The 20,615-nt window shown below is 67.0% G+C and carries 14 protein-coding genes and 4 pseudogenes; 11 read left to right on the top strand and 7 right to left on the bottom strand.

Annotated elements, in window-relative coordinates; translation table 11 throughout:
• Positions 1-39: 39 nt before the first annotated feature.
• Positions 40-828 carry a sigma 54 modulation/S30EA ribosomal C-terminal domain-containing protein gene (locus ACFV4K_RS04820; RefSeq protein WP_379272132.1) on the bottom strand — a complete coding sequence of 263 codons (789 nt, stop codon included), beginning with the start codon at positions 826-828 and terminating at the stop codon, positions 40-42.
• A 1,019-nt stretch (positions 829-1,847) separates the two neighbouring features.
• Between ACFV4K_RS04820 and ACFV4K_RS04825 the strand changes: the two genes are divergently transcribed.
• Positions 1,848-2,768, top strand: coding sequence for an STAS domain-containing protein (locus ACFV4K_RS04825; protein ID WP_379272133.1), 921 nt, complete (start codon positions 1,848-1,850; stop codon positions 2,766-2,768).
• A 267-nt stretch (positions 2,769-3,035) separates the two neighbouring features.
• On the opposite strand, the gene ACFV4K_RS04830 is transcribed toward ACFV4K_RS04825, so the two are convergent.
• The 3 genes from ACFV4K_RS04830 to ACFV4K_RS04840 all read right to left on the bottom strand — a co-directional run bounded on the left by ACFV4K_RS04830 (position 3,036) and on the right by ACFV4K_RS04840 (position 6,978).
• Complete coding sequence (locus tag ACFV4K_RS04830; RefSeq protein WP_379272135.1) at positions 3,036-4,688, bottom strand: SulP family inorganic anion transporter; 1,653 nt, start codon at positions 4,686-4,688, stop codon at positions 3,036-3,038.
• 2 nt (positions 4,689-4,690) lie between these two features.
• The gene (locus ACFV4K_RS04835) at positions 4,691-6,550 is read right to left on the bottom strand and encodes a phosphoenolpyruvate carboxykinase (GTP) (RefSeq protein WP_379272136.1); all 1,860 of its coding nucleotides are present in this window, start codon (positions 6,548-6,550) and stop codon (positions 4,691-4,693) included.
• 98 nt (positions 6,551-6,648) lie between these two features.
• On the bottom strand, positions 6,649-6,978 hold the full coding sequence (locus ACFV4K_RS04840; protein WP_379272138.1) for an ArsR/SmtB family transcription factor: 330 nt from the start codon (positions 6,976-6,978) through the stop codon (positions 6,649-6,651).
• 155 nt (positions 6,979-7,133) lie between these two features.
• On the opposite strand from ACFV4K_RS04840, the pseudogene ACFV4K_RS04845 reads away from it, so the two are divergent.
• Positions 7,134-7,259, top strand: a pseudogene (locus ACFV4K_RS04845) (acyl-ACP desaturase); the annotation flags it as partial.
• Positions 7,260-7,953: 694 nt separating this feature from the next.
• Here the strand turns inward: ACFV4K_RS04845 and ctaD are convergent.
• Positions 7,954-9,693 (bottom strand): cytochrome c oxidase subunit I, encoded by a 1,740-nt coding sequence (ctaD, locus tag ACFV4K_RS04850; RefSeq protein WP_379272140.1) that lies wholly within the window; start codon positions 9,691-9,693, stop codon positions 7,954-7,956.
• A 296-nt stretch (positions 9,694-9,989) separates the two neighbouring features.
• Here ctaD and ACFV4K_RS04855 point away from each other — a divergent pair, with 296 nt between their 5' ends.
• The 4 genes from ACFV4K_RS04855 (at position 9,990) to ACFV4K_RS04870 (ending at position 14,696) form a co-directional block, all read left to right on the top strand.
• On the top strand, positions 9,990-10,547 hold the full coding sequence (locus ACFV4K_RS04855; protein ID WP_379272141.1) for a flavodoxin domain-containing protein: 558 nt from the start codon (positions 9,990-9,992) through the stop codon (positions 10,545-10,547).
• 318 nt (positions 10,548-10,865) lie between these two features.
• Complete coding sequence (locus ACFV4K_RS04860) at positions 10,866-12,116, top strand: PucR family transcriptional regulator (RefSeq protein WP_379272143.1); 1,251 nt, start codon at positions 10,866-10,868, stop codon at positions 12,114-12,116.
• A 161-nt stretch (positions 12,117-12,277) separates the two neighbouring features.
• Positions 12,278-13,138, top strand: a complete 861-nt coding sequence (locus ACFV4K_RS04865) for an alpha/beta hydrolase family protein (RefSeq protein ID WP_379272145.1) — start codon at positions 12,278-12,280, stop codon at positions 13,136-13,138.
• 385 nt (positions 13,139-13,523) lie between these two features.
• Entirely contained in the window at positions 13,524-14,696 is a 1,173-nt protein-coding gene (locus ACFV4K_RS04870; RefSeq protein ID WP_379272147.1) for a cytochrome P450, read from the top strand.
• Positions 14,697-14,719: 23 nt separating this feature from the next.
• On the opposite strand, the gene ahpF is transcribed toward ACFV4K_RS04870, so the two are convergent.
• Both ahpF and ahpC read right to left on the bottom strand, forming a co-directional pair.
• Complete coding sequence (ahpF, locus tag ACFV4K_RS04875; RefSeq protein WP_379272149.1) at positions 14,720-16,300, bottom strand: alkyl hydroperoxide reductase subunit F; 1,581 nt, start codon at positions 16,298-16,300, stop codon at positions 14,720-14,722.
• 50 nt (positions 16,301-16,350) lie between these two features.
• Complete coding sequence (gene ahpC / locus ACFV4K_RS04880; RefSeq protein ID WP_379272150.1) at positions 16,351-16,914, bottom strand: alkyl hydroperoxide reductase subunit C; 564 nt, start codon at positions 16,912-16,914, stop codon at positions 16,351-16,353.
• Positions 16,915-17,543: 629 nt separating this feature from the next.
• Here ahpC and ACFV4K_RS04885 point away from each other — a divergent pair.
• The 5 genes and pseudogenes from ACFV4K_RS04885 to ACFV4K_RS04905 all read left to right on the top strand — a co-directional run.
• Positions 17,544-18,662, top strand: a pseudogene (locus ACFV4K_RS04885) (amidohydrolase); the annotation flags it as partial.
• A gap of 127 nt (positions 18,663-18,789) precedes the next feature.
• Positions 18,790-19,011: an amidohydrolase family protein gene (locus ACFV4K_RS04890; protein ID WP_379272155.1), complete on the top strand. Its 222-nt coding sequence runs from the start codon at positions 18,790-18,792 to the stop codon at positions 19,009-19,011.
• A 19-nt stretch (positions 19,012-19,030) separates the two neighbouring features.
• A pseudogene (locus tag ACFV4K_RS04895) lies at positions 19,031-19,144 on the top strand (agmatine deiminase family protein); the annotation flags it as partial.
• A gap of 106 nt (positions 19,145-19,250) precedes the next feature.
• Positions 19,251-20,078, top strand: a pseudogene (locus ACFV4K_RS04900) (agmatine/peptidylarginine deiminase); the annotation flags it as partial.
• A gap of 77 nt (positions 20,079-20,155) precedes the next feature.
• Positions 20,156-20,615 (top strand): TetR/AcrR family transcriptional regulator (locus tag ACFV4K_RS04905; protein WP_379272152.1); only part of this gene is annotated, 460 nt, incomplete at its 3' end.

Genomic DNA, 20,615 nt, shown 5'->3' on the forward strand with positions numbered 1-20,615 from the left:
CTCAGAACTGTTGCGCGGCTCGGCTGGTCGCGGCCTCGGTCACGATCGAATAGTTGCGGCATCGACGGCGGGCCTGATCAGGCCGAGGCCGGTGTCGTAGCGGCGGTAGACGAGATGCCCCCGTCCGGTATCGAGGTCTGTGTAGAACAAGAACGGCAGCCCGTGCTCGCGAACGCGGTCGGCGGCCTCGGGCTCCGTCAGTGCGAGCGCGGGATGCGGACAGGTGGTCAGTGGTATCGGTGCGGCACCTGCTGCCACCGCGGCACGTGGTGGATGGACATGGTGCTGGCGGGCCAGTCGCAGTCCGGACGGCTGGGCGCGGTAGACGATCGCCTCCTGGTCGGTCTCGGCGTCGGTGAACAGATGCACGTCGTAATCCATCGTGTCCATGATGAGTGCGGCGGTGAGCGGTTCAGTCGTGTGCAACGCAACGGTCTTGCGCCGCACGAGAATCCCCGGACCGGGTGCATCCAACGGTGCTCGGGCCGGGTCCGGCCACGGCCGTGGTGACCACGCCTTGCGGACGGTTCGCAACTGCCGCTCGAGGCGTATGAGCACCGGCAAGGCGTCGCCATGTCCCTGGATGATGGTTTGCACTCGCACGGGCGTGCCCGCCGGCTCGGTATTGACCTGCGCCAGAATTGGTCCGCCATCGCAATCGGACGCGGTCATCCGTATCCGGGCGGACCCGTCGACTCGACAGCGCATCAGCAAACGGCCGACCGAACCCGCCACTCTCTCCCGTTCGAGGGTTGGAACGCGGCCGTTGGTGAGCACAACGATGTCTGGAAACGCCGCCGGCGACCACGTCTCACGTGCACGCAACACCCTGTCCACCTCACTCGCCCCGGGACTGCGAATCGCCCGGCTCCGAGCGCAAGGATGCCCAGGACCGCGGGCTGCCGGAAGGGCCCAAAGTCATCTGCCTGCGTGATTTCGCCATTGCCATATTTAGCAACCAGTTCATCGAAATTCGCATCGGCGGCGGTGGGTGAGTCTCGGATGCGGGCAGCGACGGCCCCCGATCGTGCTCATCGCCGTCGGTTGTGTGCTGCCGGTGCGGGCCCGGCTGTGGCCGATGGCCCGGCTGCTAGAATCAATACGCTGATTGCATAATTTCGAAAGTGTATACTTCGCATAGATTGGATCTGTGCCGACGGTGATCGCTGATTCCGCTGCGCGCGAGGATGCGGCCGTACCCGGCGCCTCGGGTTCGGCCTGGGTTGACGTCGGCGTTGTAGGGGTGTGGGAACCATCCGGTCGCGGTCGGGGCGATCGGACGGTGTGCTCACGGTGGGACGCGATGGAGGACGGGTCGATGCTTCGACCGCGGCTGCCCAGGCGATTGCCCTCTCCATCCCGCGGCAAAGGAGAGAAACTCTTTGACCGCCTTCACGACCTCGGAGCGACATCGTGGTGAAGATGCTTCCGGCTGCACGAAAAGTGGCGGGTAGAAATAGAACGCCGGACTGTCCGGGTGGTCGTGGCGGTTCCAGTCGAGGGCAGTGTGGTTCCGCCGTTCGCCCCGTTGTGCTGAGATCAGCATGCTGTCGATCAGGCAGATCGCTCCGAGTCGTTGTACGGCCTACCGGTACTCACGCTCATCAGCGTGTCTGCGGAACATCGCGGGCACGAGTCGTCTCCATGGCGCAGTGCAGAAGTCCGGCACAGCAGGCCGCAGTCGCGGCAACGCAGGATCTGCCCGCGGAGCAGCGCGCTGATCGGCGTCGAACGCATTCTTACCTCCTTACTATTTGCTAAGTTTAGCAAATGCATATGAGATGAAGTCGGGTGGCTGAGCGGGATACGATTGCTGGGCCACTGCTGGGATTCCCGGGGGATGCTGAATGTCGACGACGTCATCCAAGGTGACCGATGTCGCTGCACCGTTGCAGGAGGAGTCGTTGCTGCCGCAGTTGGTTGAGCATTTGAGACGGAACCGGACCGTGCTGCGCAGGGAGTGGGCACACCGCATCACCGATGCCCGACTGTTGACGGCGATGACATCGGAGGAGATCTTCTCCGAGGCCACCTCGGTGTACGACAACTACGTCGCGGTCCTCGAAACCGGCGCGGTCGAGGCGCTGCAGAGTTATGCGCACCGTCTGTCCGAGCGCATCATCCCGCGCGGCGTGGAGACCGATGAGGTGCTCGGGATCGTGCTGTTGCTGCGGGATGTGCTGGCACGCAGCCTGTTCGAGAAGTACCAGTCCGACTTCGACCTGCTCAATCGTGTGCTCGACACCTACGAACCAGCCGCCAACCGCATCGCCAGGACTGTGGGCGTGTCCTTCGTGCAGGAGCGCGAGCGGGTCATCCGCCAGCAGCAGGAAGCCATTCGGGAACTATCCACCCCGGTGCTCAAGGTCCGTGAGCAGTTGCTGATCCTGCCGATCATCGGCGTGCTCGACGGACAACGGGCCCACCAGCTCACCCAGCAGCTACTGCGCGCGATTCGTGCCAACCGCGCCAAGTTCGTGGTCATCGATATCACCGGCGTACCGATCATCGACTCGTCGGTCGCCAACCATCTGGTTCAAACTGTCGACACGTCCGGGCTCATGGGCGCCGGTGTCATTCTCACCGGTGTGTCGCCCGAGATCGCGCTCACCCTGGTGACCATCGGTCTGGACTTGTCGAAAATCAACGCCGTCGGGGACCTGCAGGGCGGCATCGAAGAAGCCGAACATCTCCTCGGTTACGAGGTCGCCCGCACCAACGACACCAGCCCCGCACGGGCGACCGGTCGAACCGTCGTCTCGTGGTGAGCGTTCCCAGGATGCTTGCCGAGCGGCTGCTGCGAACAGCTCTCCTGTTCCGATGTGCTTCAGGCTGTCCGCTCCACAGCGGGGGCAGACGGTGCTGGCCGTCGCCAGCGCGGAAATGCGGCACAGGAGATCGCAGTCCGCGCAGAGCAGAATCGGTCCTCGCAACTGGCTGATTCGGGTCACACGCACGTCGCCGCTCTCCTTCTCATTGCTGTTGGTCGCCAATCCTCGAATGATCCAGCGTGAGAGTGGGTGTGGCCGGTTCGGTCATGGTGTGCTTCCGGCGAGGGTGGGCGCCAAGTATCGGGCGCAGGCGATGGCGTCGGGGGTGTGGTCGAACAGGTGGTCGGCGCCGCCGGTGGGCAGGGCCCCGATGGCGGCCAGCCGCCGGCGGTGGTCCTCGCGCAGTCCCGACATCAGCACGACGATGTGGCGGTGCTCGAGTTTGCCGATGGCGTCCTTGAGCACCAGTGCACCGGTGGTGTCGAGGGCGGTGATGTGGGACATGCGCAGGATCACCACGTGGACGTCCGACACTTCGGCGAGTTCGAGCAGGAATCGGTGGGCGGCGGCGAAGAACAACGGCCCGTCGAGGCGGTAGGCCACGATGTGATCATGCAGTAGATCGTGTTCCTCGGTCAGGTGATCGGTGTCGTCGACCGGTGGGGTGAGCGGGATCTGGTGCAGCCGAGCCTCTTTCGCCACCGCGCGAAGCGCCAGCAGGACCGCGATGCCGACACCGACGGCGACCGCGCTGACCAGGTCGAGGGCCACGGTGACGAGGAAGGTCACCACCATGATCGCCGCATCGCCCTTCGATGCCCGCGCGATCGCGGCCAACGATGCCGTCTCGACCATACGAGCGGTGGTCGCCAGCAGTACCCCCGCCAGCGCGGCGAGCGGAATGTAGGCGACCAGCGGGGCGGCGAGATAGATGATGGCGGCCAGGATCGCCGCGTGGATGAGCGCGGCGAGCCGGGTGCGTGCGCCCGAGCGCACGTTCACCGCGGTGCGGGCGATCGCGCCGGTGGCGGGCACCCCGCCGAACAGGGGTGCGACGATATTGGCCAGGCCCTGCCCGAACAGTTCGCGGTCGGGATTGTGGCGAGTGCCCACGGCCATGGCGTCGGCGGCTGTGGCCGACAGCAATGACTCCAGCGCCGCGAGCGCCGCCACCGCCAGCGCGGGTGCGAGCAGCGAGCCCAATTGATCAGGATGCAGGAATCCGAGTGCGGGAGCCTGCAATCCGGACGGAATCGTCCCGATCGGTGCCACGTCCAGATCGAACACCCGCGCCGCGACGGTCGCGGCGGCCACGGCGAGCACAGCGAACGGCAGCTTCGGCATCAACCGCCCGCCGATCAGCACGATCGCGGCGACCACCAGCGCGATCCCCAACGCCAGGAAGTGCGGCTGCGCGAAGAACTGGCTCACCGCATCGGCCGCGGACTGCCACACCTTCTCCCCGTGTGCGTGGGCGATGCCCAATGCGGACGGAAACTGTTGCAGCGCAATCACGACCGCGATGCCCGCGGTGAAGCCTTCGATCACCGGGGCGGGCATGTAGCGCACTGCGCGCCCGACACCGGCCACCGAGAGGCCCACCAGCACGATGCCGGCCAGCAGCCCTACGGCCAGCACCCCGCTCGCGCCATGCTGGTGGAAGATCGGCACCAGGACCACGGTCATGGCCCCGGTGGGTCCGGTGACCTGGAATCGGGAGCCGCCGAACACCGCGGCGATCGCGCCCGCGATGACGGCGGTCGCGAGGCCCGCCGCCGCGCCGAGTCCGGAACTGATGCCGAAACCGAGCGCGAGCGGCAGGGCGACCAGCGCGACGATCAAGCCGGACAGCAGATCCGCGCCCGGGGAGCGGAGTGCCGGTCTCCAGTCCGACCAGCTGGGTAGGAGAGCTCGCACGATCAGTTGGCCTCGACCCCGGTATCGGTCGAACGTGCCTGGGCGACGCGGATTTTCAGCGCGGCGAGCTGCTCGCGCAGCTGTTCGGGCAGCCGGTTGCCGCCGATGGTGGCGTACCAGTCGTCAATGGAACCGATTTCGGTCGCCCACTCGTCGAGGTTCACCTCGAGTGCCGCGGCTGCGAGAGCGCGCTCGGCCTCGGACAACCCACGCAGATCCAGCGCGTCCGGCGTCGGCACGTAACCGATCGGCGTCCGCTGTGCGGGTGCGGCGCCGTCGAGACGTTCGAGCGCCCACTCGAGCACGCGGACGTTGTCGCCGAAGCCCGGCCACAGGAACTTGCCGTCGGCGCTGCGCCGGAACCAGTTGACCTGGAAGATCTTCGGCAGCCGCGCGCCCTCGCGCTCGGCCAGCGACAGCCAATGTGCGAAGTAGTCACCGACGTGGTAGCCCAGGAACGGCAGCATGGCCATGGGGTCGCGGCGCACGACGCCGACCTTGCCCGCCGCGGCGGCCGTGGTCTCCGAGGACAGCACCGAGGCGGTGAACACCCCGTGCGCCCAGTCGAAGGACTCGGCGACCAGCGGGATCGTGGTGGCACGCCGGCCGCCGAAGAAGATCGCCGAGATCGGAACCCCGGCAGGGTCATCCCATTCCGGTGCGACAGACGGACACTGCGCGATCGGCGTGCAGTATCGGGAGTTCGGGTGCGCGGCTGGGGTTTCCGATGCCGGTGTCCAGTCCTTGCCGTGCCAATCGATCAGGTGTGCGGGAGCTTCGTCGGTCAGACCCTCCCACCACACGTCGCCGTCGTCGGTGCGGGCGGTGTTGGTGAAGAGCGAATTGCCGCGTTCGATGGTGGCGATGGCGTTCGGGTTGGTCTTGGCACCGGTGCCCGGTGCGACACCGAAGAACCCGGCCTCCGGGTTCATCGCGTAGAGCCGCCCGTCCGCACCGAACCGCATCCAGGCGATGTCGTCGCCGACGGTCTCGGCCTTCCAGCCGGGCAGGGTGGGTTCGAGCATGGCGAGGTTGGTCTTGCCGCACGAGGACGGGAACGCGGCGGCGATGTAGTGCGTCTTGCCCTGGGGCGAGGTGAGTTTCAGGATGAGCATGTGCTCGGCCAGCCATCCCTCGTCGCGGCCGATCACCGAGGCGATGCGCAGCGCATAGCACTTCTTGCCCAGCAGCGCGTTACCGCCGTACCCGGACCCGTACGACCAGATCTCGCGGTGCTCGGGGAAGTGGGAGATGTACTTGGTCTTGTCGCAGGGCCACGGGACGTCGTCGTGACCATCGCTCAGCGGCATACCTACCGAGTGCAGGCACCTGACGAATTCGGTTCCGTCGGTGAGCTTCTCCCACACCGGCGCGCCCGACCGAGTCATAATCTGCATCGAGACCGCCACATATTCCGAATCGGTTACCTGGACACCGAATTTCGGGTCCTCGGCATCCAAAGGTCCCATGCAGAACGCGATCACGTACATGGTCCGACCGACCATCGCACCCCGATAGTGCTCGGTCATGACTGTGCGCATATCGACCGGATCCACCCAGTTGTTCGTCGGCCCGGCGTCGGCCTTGTTCTTCGAGCAGATGAATGTCCGATCCTCCACCCGCGCCACATCGTCGGGGTCCGACACGCACCAGAAGGAATTCGGTTTCTGCTCGAGCGGAACGAACGTCCCCTTGCCCACGAGAATGCCGGTGAGCCGTTCCCACTCGGCGCGGGATCCGTCGCAGAAGACGATGCGCTCGGGCGCGGTGAGTTCGGCGACCTCGGCCACCCACGCGAGGATGCCCTCATGGTCGGTCGGTGCCTGCGTGGTCCCGCTGACGGCGGTGGACTGATCGGTCACGGCGAGAATCTCCTTTATAAATCTACTAGGTTATTAGTTTAGAAAATACGCAAGCAGTGACGACGCACACACCCTGCGCACGCGTGGTGAGTCTGTGGCTACGCGGGCGGTACCAGGGCTTCGGCCTGGCCGCTGACCACGCCAGTCAGAATGGCCCGCGCGGCCGCGAGCATTTCGGCGACCTCCGGCGAGGTGAGTTCATAGGTCACCGAGAGCCCTTCGCGGCGCGCGGCGACCAGCCCCGCGCGCCGCAGGATGGACAGTTGCTGGGAGAGGTTGGCGGCTTCGATACCGATCTCGGCGAGCATTTCGGAGACGGCGTGGTCACGTTCGCTGAGTAGTTCGAGGACACGGATGCGCACGGGGTGGCCGAGGGTTTTGAAGAAGTCGGCCTTCATCTGGTAGAGCGGCCGTTGCATTCCTGGCATGCGTCCCTTGTCGCTGCTGAGGTGCGGCTCGAACTCTCGCGGCCGCCTGGTTGATTGCAGAGTTTAGCAAGCAGTGTCGTCGCACCCGTTCGCCGGGCTGAGAAGTCTACCGATTACGAAAAGACGCAATAGGGGAAGTCTGTATCTCGGGGACCGACGACCCGATCGCCGACCGTATGCTGCAGCGGGTCGCCCTGGATGAGAACCTGCACATGATCTTCTATCGCACCATGTGCGGCGCGGCCCTGGATCTGGCTCCCGACCAGGCAGTGGAGGCCATGGAACACGGCGTGATCGTGCGCTCGCCCGCGAGGTCGCTCGGGTCTGAGTGCAGTCGCCACGGCGGCGCAATATCGCGATCGGCCGAGATATTGCGCTGTCGCGCAGCTGAATTCGCCTGTATGCGGGTGATCGACGGCCTACTGAAAAGGGTGTCCCTGGGCGATGAAGCGAAGCGCGGCAACGACTTTCGGAAATGAGATACGCCGCTGGTCAGAATTCGTGTCCGTGGCGCTTGTCCGCCAGATACAGGTTGCCGAAGATCTCCGCGCGAATGCGGATCGGCACGCCGAGGAAGGTCCCTTCGACTTCCTCGAGATCCGCACCACAACCCCCATGCGATCGAGGCCGGTGATGTCCGAAAGCGCCTGTGGGACTGCGCGGGTGGAATGGAAGCGCAGTCCCACAGGCCCGGCGCGAACGCTGCCTGTCGCGCCGGAGTGCGGACCGCTGGGGGCAGTGTCCGCACATCCAGGGCCGAAACCGGTTATCGATGCTGCTCGGCGGCGCAGTTCGCGTGCGAGCAGCCGACGGTGGCAGGGTTCGCAGTGTGCGGGCGCGACCCGGTGACCGTGTCGAAACCGGCGAAATGCGAGAGGAGGATCATTCCGCCGATCACCGCCAATCCCGTCAGCAAGACGAGCGCTCCATACGGCAGGCGCGGTATTCGAAAGGTTGAGAACTGTTGGGGGCCTGTCATTTCGCTTCCGTCGTTTGGTTTTCGGTGACGGTGTGGGATTTGGAGCCCCAGCCGATGTGGGCTTCGGCGCGCATGCGGTCGACCATGTGCGGGTAGTGCAGTTCGAAGGCGGGGCGTTCGGAGCGGATTCGGGGCAGCTCGTGGAAGTTGTGCCGGGGCGGTGGGCAGGTGGTGGCCCACTCCAGGGAGTTGCCGTAGCCCCACGGGTCGTCGACGGTCACGACCTCGCCGTAGCGGTAGGACTTGAAGATGTTCCACAGGAACGGCAGCATCGACGCGCCCAGCAGGAACGCACCGGCGGTGGAGACCTGATTGAGCAGGGTGAAGCCGTCGGAGGGCAGATAGTCGGCGTAGCGGCGGGGCATGCCCATGTTGCCGAGCCAGTGCTGGGCCAGGAACGTGAGATGGAAGCCGAGGAAGGTGGTCCAGAAGTGCCACGTGGCCAGACGTTCGTCGAGCAGTCGGCCGGTGATCTTGGGGAACCAGAAGTAGATGCCGGCGAAGGTGGCGAATACGACGGTGCCGAACAGGGTGTAGTGGAAGTGGGCGACCACGAAATAGGTGTCGCTGATGTGGAAGTCGAGCGGCGGGGAGGCGAGCACCACGCCGGTGAGCCCGCCGAACAGGAACGTGACCAGGAAGCCCAACGAGAACAGCATGGGCGATTCGAAGGTGAGCCTGCCGTTCCACAGGGTGCCGATCCAGTTGAAGAACTTCACCCCGGTCGGGACGGCGATGAGGAAGGTCATGAACGAGAAATACGGCAGCAGAACGGCTCCCGTGGCATACATGTGATGCGCCCACACCGCGATCGACAGGGCCGCGATGCCCAGCGTCGCGAACACCATGCCGGTGTAGCCGAAGATCGGTTTGCGGCTGAAGACGGGGAAGATCTCGGACACGATGCCGAAGAACGGCAGTGCGATCACGTACACCTCGGGATGGCCGAAATACCAGAAGAGGTGCTGGAACAGCATGGTGCCGCCACTGCCCGGGTCGTAGATGTGCCCGCCGAGGTGGCGGTCGTAGGCCAATGCCAGCGCGGCGGCGGTCAGCAGCGGGAACACCAGCAGGATGAGGAAACTGGCGACGACGACGTTCCAGGTGAAGATGGGCAGCCGGAACATCGTCATGCCCGGGCAGCGCAGGCACACCACGGTGGTGAGCATGTTGACCGCGCCCAGGATGGTTCCCAGACCCGAGACGCCCACACCGAGAATCCACAGGTCGGCGCCGACCCCGGGGGAGTGGATGATGTCGGACAGCGGGGTGTAGGCGGTCCAGCCGAAGTCGGCCGCGCCGCCGGGAGTGATGAACCCGGCCGTCGCCATCGTCGCGCCGAACAGGTAGAGCCAGTAGCTCAACGCATTCAGCCGCGGGAACGCGACATCGGGTGCGCCGATCTGCAAGGGCAGCAGAATGTTCGCGAAGCCGAAGATGATCGCGGTGGCGTAGAACAGCAACATGATGGTGCCGTGCATGGTGAACAACTGGTTGAACTGTTCGGGCGAGAGGAACTGCATGCCCGGACGCGCCAGCTCGGCGCGCATGATCAGCGCCATCAGACCCGCGATTATGAAGAACGCCATCGAGGTCACCAGATACATGGTGCCGAGCACTTTGGGGTCGGTGGTGGTGACCATCTTGTAGACGAACGACCCCTTGGGCCCGCGCCGGGCGGGGTAGGGGCGTGAAATTGCCACGGGTAGTTCGGGTTTCGGTGAGACTGCGGTCACCAATATTCTCCTCACCGGGGATCTCCGGGGGTTCTCGGCGTCATTCGTGAAGGCGATCGATAGACCTGGACAGGCGCACGCTACTAACCGTTGTAGTAGTTGGAGAACCCTCCGAAGCTCGGTCGATGACCTTCGGTAGAGGGTCGGTGACCTTGGTCCCGTCCGCTGTCGGGACCTTCGAGCCAAGGTTGACCCGAATGTCGAGGCAGCGCGGTGATATTCGATGACCTTGTTCCCGTCGGCCGGAGCACGATGCCTCTGCCGCGCGATGCCGTCGGCTGCGCAGGCTGGCGCGCATGGGTTCGAAGATTCGGCGCATTGCCGTGGTGTATGCGACAGGGCAGGGGACGACCGGGGAGATCGCCGAATTCATCGGCAATGCCTTGGAGTCCCCGCAGGTGGCGGTGGAGGTGGTGCCGATCGGCCACCAGGTGCCCGACCTGGCCGGGTTCGACACGGTGGTGCTGGGCAGCCCCGTGCATCACGACGCGCTGATGAAGTCCTTCGTCGTCTTCGCCTACCAGCGGCTCGACCAGCTTGCGAGCCCGGATGTGTGGCTGTTCAGTGTCGGCATGGCCCCGGCCTTGTCCGGCCCGATCGGCCGCCGCTTGGCGCGTCGGGTGCCGAAAGACATCGCGACCATGCGGGATGCGCTTGCGGCGCGCGGGTACCGGGCGTTCGCCGGTCGCTACGAGCGGGCCAAGATCCCGCTACGTGCCCAGCTGCGCTACTTCCTGCTGGGCGGTCGCCGCTACGGCGACCTCCGGGACTGGGACGCCGTGCGGGCATGGGCGGCCGAGATCGCCATGGACGCCACGCGCCGGACTGCGACGACGAGCGCAGCCGCCTCTTGAAAGACGCTGCGGAGCGTACGCTTCCGATCCGCCGATCGGTGGATCCGGATCGGTTTGAATCGTGTTGGTCCGCTGGAGACCGAATCGCATTCCGCCGCACCAGGTGTCGTCGACGGGATCAGCAGACGAGTGCCCCTGTCCGACGGCCGGGTGCTCGCGGTCGGCGGTCGCGCGCACCAGCTTCCGCGCCCACGCCTCGGTCTCGTCATTGGGTGTGGCGATGATCCGCCGCACCAACGTCCTCGGTCGAGACCGGTGCGTCTGCTCGATCGTGGTGAGCGATCGTGTACTGGTAGGCGGTTTGGGCGCGGGTTTACCATGCTGGTCCCGCACCGGTGCGCGGCGTCGGGATCGTTCGTGGAGAAGGGCGGCGGCCGGGTGCTGGACCGTGGCAAGACATCGCACATCCTGACCGCCGTGGCCGAGCCGCTCTCGGATCGGTTGCCCGGCATCGCCGGTGGACTGTCCGAGCGGATCCTCGCCGAGGACGCCGCGTACGCGGCGCTGATCGCGCCCGTGGAGCTGCGGGACACCATCCTGCGCAACCTGCGGCAGACGGTGGCCTCGATGCTGGACCGGTCCGAGGACCGGCCGGTCGATCTGTCCGACGCGACCTGGACCGGGCGGACCCGGGCCACGCAAGGGCTGCCGCTGTCCTCGCTGCAGGACGCGTACCGGCGCGGGTGCCGGCTGCTGTGGGAGGCGATGATCGAGACGGTGGCGGAACGGGATCCGGCCTCGCTGCCCGATCTGCTGCCGTGCGTGGGCGATCTGTGGGACATCGTCGACCTCCTCATCGGCGCGGTCACCGACGCCTACCAGGCGATGGAATCGGAGCGCCTGGCGCGGGACGGCGAGCGGCGGAACGCGGTGCTCGACGTTCTGCTCGGCGGTCCGGGAGCGGTCTTTCCCGCGGGCGGGGGAGCGGGTCTCGTCGCGCAGGCGTCGGCGGTCCTCGGCCTGCCCGAGCGGGCCCGGTACGCGGTGGCCGCGGTGCGGTCGGTCGGCGGCGCGAGTCTGCCCCGGGACCGGGGGCGCCCGGCGACCGACGGCTTCCACATCCTGTGGCGGATCCGGGCCGACCACGAGGTCGGGCTGATCGCGCTCGGCGGCGACCCCTTGACCGAGCCGGCGCGGCTGCTGCGCGAGCAGGGAGTCGCGGCCGGGATCAGTCCCGTCGTGGGCTCGCTGGCCGAATTGGCCAGGGCCCGTTGGCTGGCCGAGATCGCGTTGCAGACCGGCGCACCCGACGCTCAGGTGGTGGTGCTGGATCAGCGCCTGCCCGCCGCACTGGTCGCCGCGCAGTCCGAACTCGCCGAGCGACTCCGGACCGTGGTGCTCGGCCCGCTGCTCCGGCTGCCCGCGGCCGAACGCGACGTCCTGCTCGCCACCGTGACCGCGTGGCTCGACGCGGGCGGCTCGGCGGCGGGCGCGGGCGCGGCGTTGTACTGCCACCGCAATACCGTGCTGAACCGGTTGCGGCGGATCGAGGAACTCACCGGCCGGTCCATCGCCGAACCGCGCGCCATGATCGAGCTCGCATTGGCGGTGGAGGCGGCCCGCCGATAACCGCTGTGGGCAGGCGAGACAATCTCGCGGTCGCCGTAATGTGCTCGGGCACAAGAATTGCGCCGGGGCGAGGATTCCGGCCGCACGCCTCAGGCACGCGCAATAGCTTTCCCGCCAGGCAAATGGCCGAGTCATCAATCGAAAGGGAAGGTGTTTCGCGCATGCGCATTCGCACTTCCAACCTCCGCACCGCACTGGCGGCGGTCCTCACCGCCGCGGTCACCGCGCTGACTCTCACCGCCGTCGCGGTCCCCGCCCACGCGGAGGGCATCCCGAGCGTCGGCCGGAATTGGGCTGCGGCGGGGCCCTATTCGCCGGAGGTCGGCATCGGCGTCGTGCACACGCTCTACTACCCGCAGACCATGGGCGCGCACGGGGAGAAGCACCCGGTGATCATCTGGGGCAACGGCACCGGCGTGCTGCCCGGGGCGTACACCCTGCTGTTGCGGCACTACGCCAGCCACGGCTTCATCGTGGTGGCCGCCAATACGCCCGTGAGCAACTTCGCCATCACCATGCGCAGCGGCATCGATCTCATCGAGAAGCTCGACGCCGACCCGTCCAGCGTCTTCTACGGCAAGGTCAACCTCGACCGGATCGGCTCCGCGGGCCACTCCCAGGGCGGATCGGGTGCGATCAACGCCGCCGTCGACCCCCGGGTCGACGTGGTCACGGCGATCCAGCCCGGACCGCTCAACGACGTCAGCCAGCTGCACAAGCCGGTGCTGTTCCTCGCCGGACAATTCGACGCCATCGTATGGCCGGCCCTGGTGAAGGCCATGTACGACAATGCCGACCAGGTCCCCGCCGAATACGCCGAACTCCGCGGCGCCACCCACTTCGGCACCGGCATCACGGGCGGCGACATGCGCGGCCCCTCCACCGCCTGGCTCCGCTACTGGCTGATGGACGACGCGAACGCCCGCACCGAATTCTTCGGGCCCAACTGCGGCTTCTGCACCGACTCCCAACAGTTCTCGGACTTCCGGCGAAACGACTTGGCCAACCAGATTCCCAGCTAATCACCGACATACCCTGAGCAACTCCAGGCAGGCGGGGCGACTGTCCTCGCCTGCCCCCGGGATGCGCGCGATCACAGCGGCGGGTAGCATCCGACGAGTGAACGAAACCTGTTACAGCGGAGCATGTTTAACGTGTCGCCGGATAGACAGGCGTATCACGGTCTCTCCGTTACGTCCCTAGCATCGTCGCGGGCCGGACGGCCGGATCCGCGTGCGCTCCGGGATATCGATGCGGCACAAGACCGATCGCATCCCTACAGCAATCGCTGACGGTGTTTCGTTTGTTCTGAGCACTTCTCACCGATCATGTTTCACCCGCTCATGGGAGTTGCACGTTGAAGATGTTCGCGTTCCTTTTGCCCAACCGCTGCGTCGGGCCGCACGAGTGAGGCTGCACTCGCCGGAATTCGCCGCCGACCCGCACCGCGCCTACGAGGACCTGCGCCGCCGCTACGGCCCCGTGGCGCCCATCGAACTGGCCGCCGGAATCCCCGCCACCCTGGTCCTCGGCTACCGCGAAGCCCTACGGATTCTCGGTGACCCCGAGCGCTTTCCAGCCGATCCCGGGAACTGGGAGTCGACCATTCCGGAAGGTTGCCCGGTCATGCCCATCATGGAGTGGGGACCCGTAGAATCCGTGGACCGAGGCCGATCGACCCACCGCTCGGCCTACCTGGCCGCCATGGCCGACATCGACCAGTACCGGCTGCGCGGCACGGTCGAGTCCGCTGCCGTGCCGCTGATCAACAGCTTCTGCGGCGTCGGGCAGGCCGACCTGCTCGCCGACTACGCCCGCCCCCTCACCCTGCGCGTCCTCAACGATCTGATGGGCCTGCCGCCCGTGCTCGGCTCGGAAGCCGGTGCCGCACTGATGGATCTGATCGAGGCCACCGACACGACCGCCGCCGACACCGCCGAGCGCCGATTCCGCGCCGTCCTGGCCGAGTCGGTAGCCACCAGACGCCGCTCCCCGGACCGCGACGTCACCTCGACGCTGATCGGCCATGCCGCCGGCTTCGACGACGCCGAGATCGTCGAACAACTGGCCGAGCTCTACGCCATGGGCGCGGAACCAACCTGGAATCTCATCGTCAGCGCTCTGGTCCTGATGGCCGACGACACCTCCTTCCACGACGACCTGCTGGCCGGCTCCCTCCAACTGCGTGACGCCATCGACAAGGTCCTGTTCGCCGACCCCCCGCTCGCCAACGCATGCCCCCGCTACCCGCAGCAGCCGCAGCTGGTGGGCAGCTCCTGGCTCCCAGCGAACCAGCCGGTCCTGATCAGCATTACGGCCTGCAACAACGACCCCGCGGTCTCCGGCGATCACACCGGCAACCGCTCCCACCTCGCCTGGGGCTCGGGCGCCCACACCTGTCCGGCCCAGCCGATAGCCTCGATCATCGCCCGCGAGGCCCTCGACCAACTCCTCGACGCCCTCCCCGACATCAAACTCGCGATCCCGCTGGCCGAACTGCCGTGGCGCACCAGCACTTTCCATCGAGCCCCGGTCGCGGTCCCGGTGACCTTCCCGCCCTCTCTCCCGCTGCTCCCCTGATCGTGGGAACACCTCGGTTCGAGCTATCGCGCACCGGTTGCGAGGGCCGGGCTGGTGCGGATCAGGTGGTCGAACGCGCCGAGCGCGGCCGTCGCTCCGGCGCCGGCGGCGACGATGATCTGCTTGAACGGGGCCGTGGTGCAGTCGCCGGCCGCGTACACGCCGGGAACGGACGTGTGGCCGTGATCGTCGATGACGATCTCGCCGCGCGGGGTGAGATCGACAGTGCCGGAGAGCCATTCGGTATTGGGTAGCAGTCCGATCTGGACGAAGACGCCGTCCACGTCGATCGAATGCCACGCTTCGGTGGTGCGATCGGCGTAGGTCAGCCCGGTGACCTTGACGCCGTCGCCGACCACCTCGGTCGACTGCGCGCTGAGCAGGATGTCGACGTTGGAGAGGCTGCGGAGCTTGCGCTGCAGGACCTCGTCGGCCCGCAGCTCGGCGTCGAATTCGACCAGCGTGACGTGCGCGACGATCCCGGCGAGATCGATGGCGGCCTCGACGCCGGAGTTGCCGCCGCCGATCACCGCGACGCGCTTGCCCTTGAACAGGGGGCCGTCACAGTGCGGGCAGTAGGTGACGCCCTTGTTCCGGTATTCGGTCTCGCCGGGAACGTTCATCGCGCGCCACCGCGCCCCGGTGGAGAGGATCACGCTGCGCGCCAGCAGCCGCGCACCGCTCCCGAGTTCCACCTCGAGCAGGCCCTGGTCCGTGACCGCGGGGGTCAGCGCCGTGGCGTGCTGCGCGTTCATGATGTCGACGTCGTACCGGCGAACGTGGTCGTCCAGCGCGGCGGCGAGCTTCGGGCCTTCGGTGTAGGGCACCGAGGCGAAATTCTCGATGCCGACCGTGTCGAGCACCTGACCGCCGAAGCGTTCCGCCACGACTCCGGTCCGAATTCCCTTCCGCGCCGCGTAGATCGCCGCGGTGGCCCCGGCCGGTCCGCCGCCCACGACGAGCACGTCGAAGGGGTCCTTCTCGGAGATCGCGGCGGCGGTGCGCGCCGCGGCCCCGACATCGAGGCGGCCGACGATCTGCTCGAGGCTCATCCGGCCCGACCCGAACGGTTCACCGTTGAGGAACACGCTCGGCACCGCCAGCACCTGGCGATTGTCGACCTCGTCCGGGAACAGTGCCCCGTCGATCGCGGTGTGCGTGATGTTCGGGTTCAGCACGCACATCAGGTTCAGCGCCTGCACGACATCGGGACAGTTCTGGCAGGACAGGGAGAAGTAGGTCTCGAAGCGGAACTCGCCCTCGAGATCACGTACCTGCGCGAGCAGCTCCGGGGCCTCCTTCGAGGGGTGGCCGCCGACCTGCAGCAGCGCGAGGACCAAGGACGAGAACTCGTGTCCGAGTGGGATTCCGGCGAACCCGACCTCGATGCCGGTGCCCACACGCCGGATAACGAACGACGGCCGGCGCGGGTCGTCGCCGGTGCGCGCGTGGGTCACCAGATCCGACAGACCGGCGATCTCGTCGAGGAGTTCGGCGAGTTCCGCGGATTTGGGGCGGTCATCGAGGGTGGACACCAGCTCGATCGGCCGAGTCACCTTCTCCAGCAGTGTCTTCAGTTGGTGGGCGAGCGAGGCGTCGAGCATGCGGGTCTCCTCCGATGGGTCGGGAACGGGTGCGGGCAGGCGTCGGCGGATCAGATCTTGCCGACGAGCTCCAGGGACGGGGCCAGGGTCTCCTCGCCCTCTTCCCACTTGGCCGGGCAGACCTCGCCCGGGTGCGAGCGAACATACTGAGCGGCCTTGACCTTGCGCAGCAGCTCGGATGCGTTGCGGCCGATGCCCTCCGCGGTGACCTCGGTGAACTGGACGACGCCGTCCGGGTCGACCAGGAAGGTGCCGCGGTCGGCCAGGCCCTCGTCCTCGCGAAGCACCCCGAAGTCGGCGCTGATCCGCAGCGCGGGGTCACCGATCATGGCGTACTTGACCTTGCCGATGGTGTCGGAGGACGCGTGCCACGCCTTGTGCGTGAAGTGGGTGTCGGTGGAGACGGAGAAGACCTCGACGCCCAGGCGCTGCAGCTCGTCGTAGTGGTCGGCGAGGTCGCCGAGCTCGGTCGGGCACACGAAGGTGAAGTCGGCCGGGTAGAAGAAGAAGACCGCCCACTTGCCCTGGATGTCCGCGTCCGACACGGTCACGAAGGAGCCGTCCTTGAACGCCTCCGCCGAGAAGGACTTGATCCGCTTGTTGATCAGCGACATGAATTGGCCTCATTTCGAAAGGTGGTGGGATCTCCTTTTCGAAACTAGCGAGCCCAAATTGATAGAACTAATCAGAAATCACTCTTTGATTGATAGTGCTAGGCAATAAGGGCTGGGCAGTGTTTCTATCGAGATCCGAGTGGCGATCAGGAGTGTGACCGATGCCTCACAGAGGGTCGACTGCGTGGGTGTCGCCTCGGGCTGGAGTTCGGTCGAGAATTGCGATGTATTCGCAGGTAGTGGGCGAAGAATCTGCGGATGGATACGCGGGTCCCGCAGGCAAATCGGCCGCTTGATGCCAATGTACGTTGTGGCATGGACCTGTTGCCAAATTTCGCCGACAAGGCAGGTTGCGTATTCCTGAATTCCCCGCATAATGACTTCAGTTCACGTGACTCACATTGCGAATGCTGTGCAAGAGCAAGGAGCGTCATTTGCGTGCCGACGGCCCCCGGAAGTGCTACGCATTGATCATCGGTGGGTCGATCTGGTCGCCGGGAATGTCCGAATGCGAGGCGCTCGGAATCGCGGACGGCCGCGTCGCAGCGGTCGGCGCGGACGCCCTGCGGTGGTCCCGAACCGTGCCGGCCGGTGATCTGCGGACCGTCGATCTGCGCGGAGGCTTCCTGATGCCCGCGTTCGGCGAGGGGCACGCGCATCCCGTCTTCGGCGGACTCGAGGACGTCGGACCCCAGGTGCGAACCTGCACAAGCGTTTCCGGCATCGCCGAGGTGCTGCGTCTATGGGCCGGGCGGCATCCCGGTCCCGGCTGGATCATCGGCGCGGGCTACGACAGCAGTCTCGCCCCCGACGGGCTCTTCGACGCCGCCTGGCTCGACGCCGCGGTCCCGGACCGCCCGGTCATGTTGCGGGCCTGGGACTATCACACGGTCTGGTGCAATTCGGCGGCGCTCGAACTGGCCGGCATCACCGCCGACACACCCGAGCCGGTGCTCGGCGAGATCCCGAGGCGACCCGACGGGAGCCCGCTCGGCACGCTGCGCGAGGCCGGGGCGGTGGACCTGCTCCTGGCCACCGCACCCGCGGGCGAGACCACCGCGCGGGTCGACGCCCTGCGGCGCGCGACCGCGCGATACGCGGGGCACGGCGTCACCTGGGTGCAAGACGCCTGGGTGGAGGCGTCCGACGTCGCCGTCTACCTGGAGGCCGCTCGGACCGGTGCGCTGTCGACCCGTGTGAACCTGGCGCTGCTCGCCGACCCTCGTCGGTTCGCCGAGGACCTGCCCATCCTGCTCGCCTCTCGCGACCGGGTCCGGACCCTCGATCACCCACTGCTGACCGCGAATTCGGTCAAGTTCTTCGCCGACGGCATCATCGAGAACGAGACCGCGGCGCTGCTCGAACCCTATTGCACCCACCGCCATTCGCACGGTATGCGCACCTGGGAGCCCACGGCGCTGGCCGACGCCGCCGCGGCCGTCGACGCCGCCGGGTTCCAGCTGCACATCCACGCCATCGGCGATGCCGCGGTCCGGTCCGCACTCGACGCGGTCGCGGCCTGCGCCGACCGCAACGGTCCGCGCGACCGGCGACCGGTGATCGCCCACGCGCAACTGATCAGCCCCGACGACATTCCCCGCTTCGCCGAACTCGGCGTGGTGGCGAATGTGCAGCCGCTGTGGGCGCAACTCGACCGCGTCATGGTGGATCTGACCATGCCCCGGCTCGGCGCGCGGCGCTCCGCACGCCAATACCCCTTCCGGAGCCTGGTCGAAGGCGGCGCCCGCCTGGCGTTCGGCTCCGATTGGCCGGTGTCGTCGGCGGTTCCGCTCGACGGCATCGCGACGGCGGTGACCCCGCCGCACCGCCGAGGGCGAACCGAGCGGCGGCTGGATCCCCACCGAGCTCCTCGACATCGCCACCGCCCTGGACGCCTACACCGCCGGCGTCGCCCACCAGGCCTTCGCCGATCTCCGCGACGCCCCGTGGGGGACTCTGGCCCCCGGTTCCGCCGCGGATCTGGTGTGGCTGGACACCGACCCGAGATCGGTTGCCCCACCGTCGATCCCGGACATCCAGGTGGTGGAGACCTGGCTGGCCGGACACGCCACCTACCGCCGTGCCGCGGCGTCCTGACCCGCGGATGCTGTTGGCCGATGTCGAGGCCGAATTGGACGAACTGCTCGGGCTGAAGAAGATCATCTGGCTGCCCGGCATCGCGGGGCAGGACATCACCGACGGGCACACCGACTTCTACGCCCGCTTCGCCCACTGAGGCCGCCCCGCGCGCCGTGTTGGCTGAATTTTCAGTCAGGATTAGAGTCGGTGTGCGGGGCTTTGGGAAATCACGGGAGAGAAAGCATGGGTATAGGCCGATTCGCGAGCGGTGCGCTGAGCCGCCTGCTGGGAGATTCGCGCGACTTCGAGGACGACGGCCGCCGCTGGTCGATGCCGGAGGAAGGCGATCCGCACCGACGGACCTGGATGGCTTTCGGCGCGAACGAGGCGGTGTGGGGGAGACGTCTGCTGCCGCAGGTCCAGCACGATCTGGCGCGGATCGCGCTGACGATCGCGCGATTCGAACCCGTCTCGGTGGTGGTCCGCCCCGAGGACCTCGATCCGGCCCGCCGCCTGCACACCGACCCCCGTGTCGACCTGATCCCCGCGCCGCTCGACGACATCTGGATGCGCGACACCGGACCGGTCTTCGTGCACGGCGAGAACGGCATGGCCGCGGTCGATTTCAACTTCAACGGCTGGGGCGGGAAGCAGAAGGCCCGGCAGGATCGCACGGTGGCCGACTTCGTCACCCGCACGGCGGGGGTGGAGTCCCTGCCGGCCGAATTGGTGCTCGAGGGCGGCGGGATCGAGGTCGACGGTCAGGGCACCGCCATCATCACCGAAAGCTGTGTGCTCAACAACAATCGGAACCCGGGCTGGAAGAAGAAGGACGTCGAGGACGAATCGAGGGGCCGTCGCAGGTCCGTCCGCAGTTCGACGGCGAGGACTTCGCGGCGGGCTACATCAACTTCTACGTCTGCAACGGCGCGGTCATCGCGCCCGAATTCGGTGACCCCCGAGCGGATTCGGCGGCACACGCCACCCTGCGCCGCCTGTTCCCGGACCGCTACGTCGCGCAGATCCCGATCGACGGCATCGCCGCGGGCGGCGGCGGCATCCACTGCACCACCCAGCAGGAACCCGCGAACCTGAACACTCGACCCACACCTCGGGACCCGTATACGTCCGATCATCCGGCACGTCCGTAAAGTGAGGTTCCGTGTCCGACCGTCAGACTCAGATCCTGGAAGCAACCATTCGCGTCATCGCCCAGGACGGCGTGCGCGGGCTGCGTGTCGAGAAGCTCGCCGCCGAAGCCGGAGTCTCCACGGCGCTGATCTACTACCACTTCAAGGATAGGTCGGGCGTGCTCGACGCCGCGCTGGGATTCATCAACGAGCAGGCGCAGCGTTACACCGACTCGGCGTTCGCGATCGCCAATCCCCGTGCCGCGCTGGAACATATGCTGCTGCTGGAGATCCAGGACGTTCCCGAGGTGCGCAATAACAGCATCGCCTGGGGTGAACTGCGGGCCAGCGCGGTCTTCTCCGCGGATCTGCGCGAACAGCTGCGCACCACGACCGAGAGCTGGGTCGAGGAAGCCGCCACCCTCATCGAGCGGGCCCGCGAGGCGGGGCTCGCGGTCCGCGACGTCAACCCGACCGCCGCGGCCGAACGCC

The sequence above is a fragment of the Nocardia sp. NPDC059764 genome, assembly GCF_042732555.1.
Lineage (GTDB): Bacteria > Actinomycetota > Actinomycetes > Mycobacteriales > Mycobacteriaceae > Nocardia.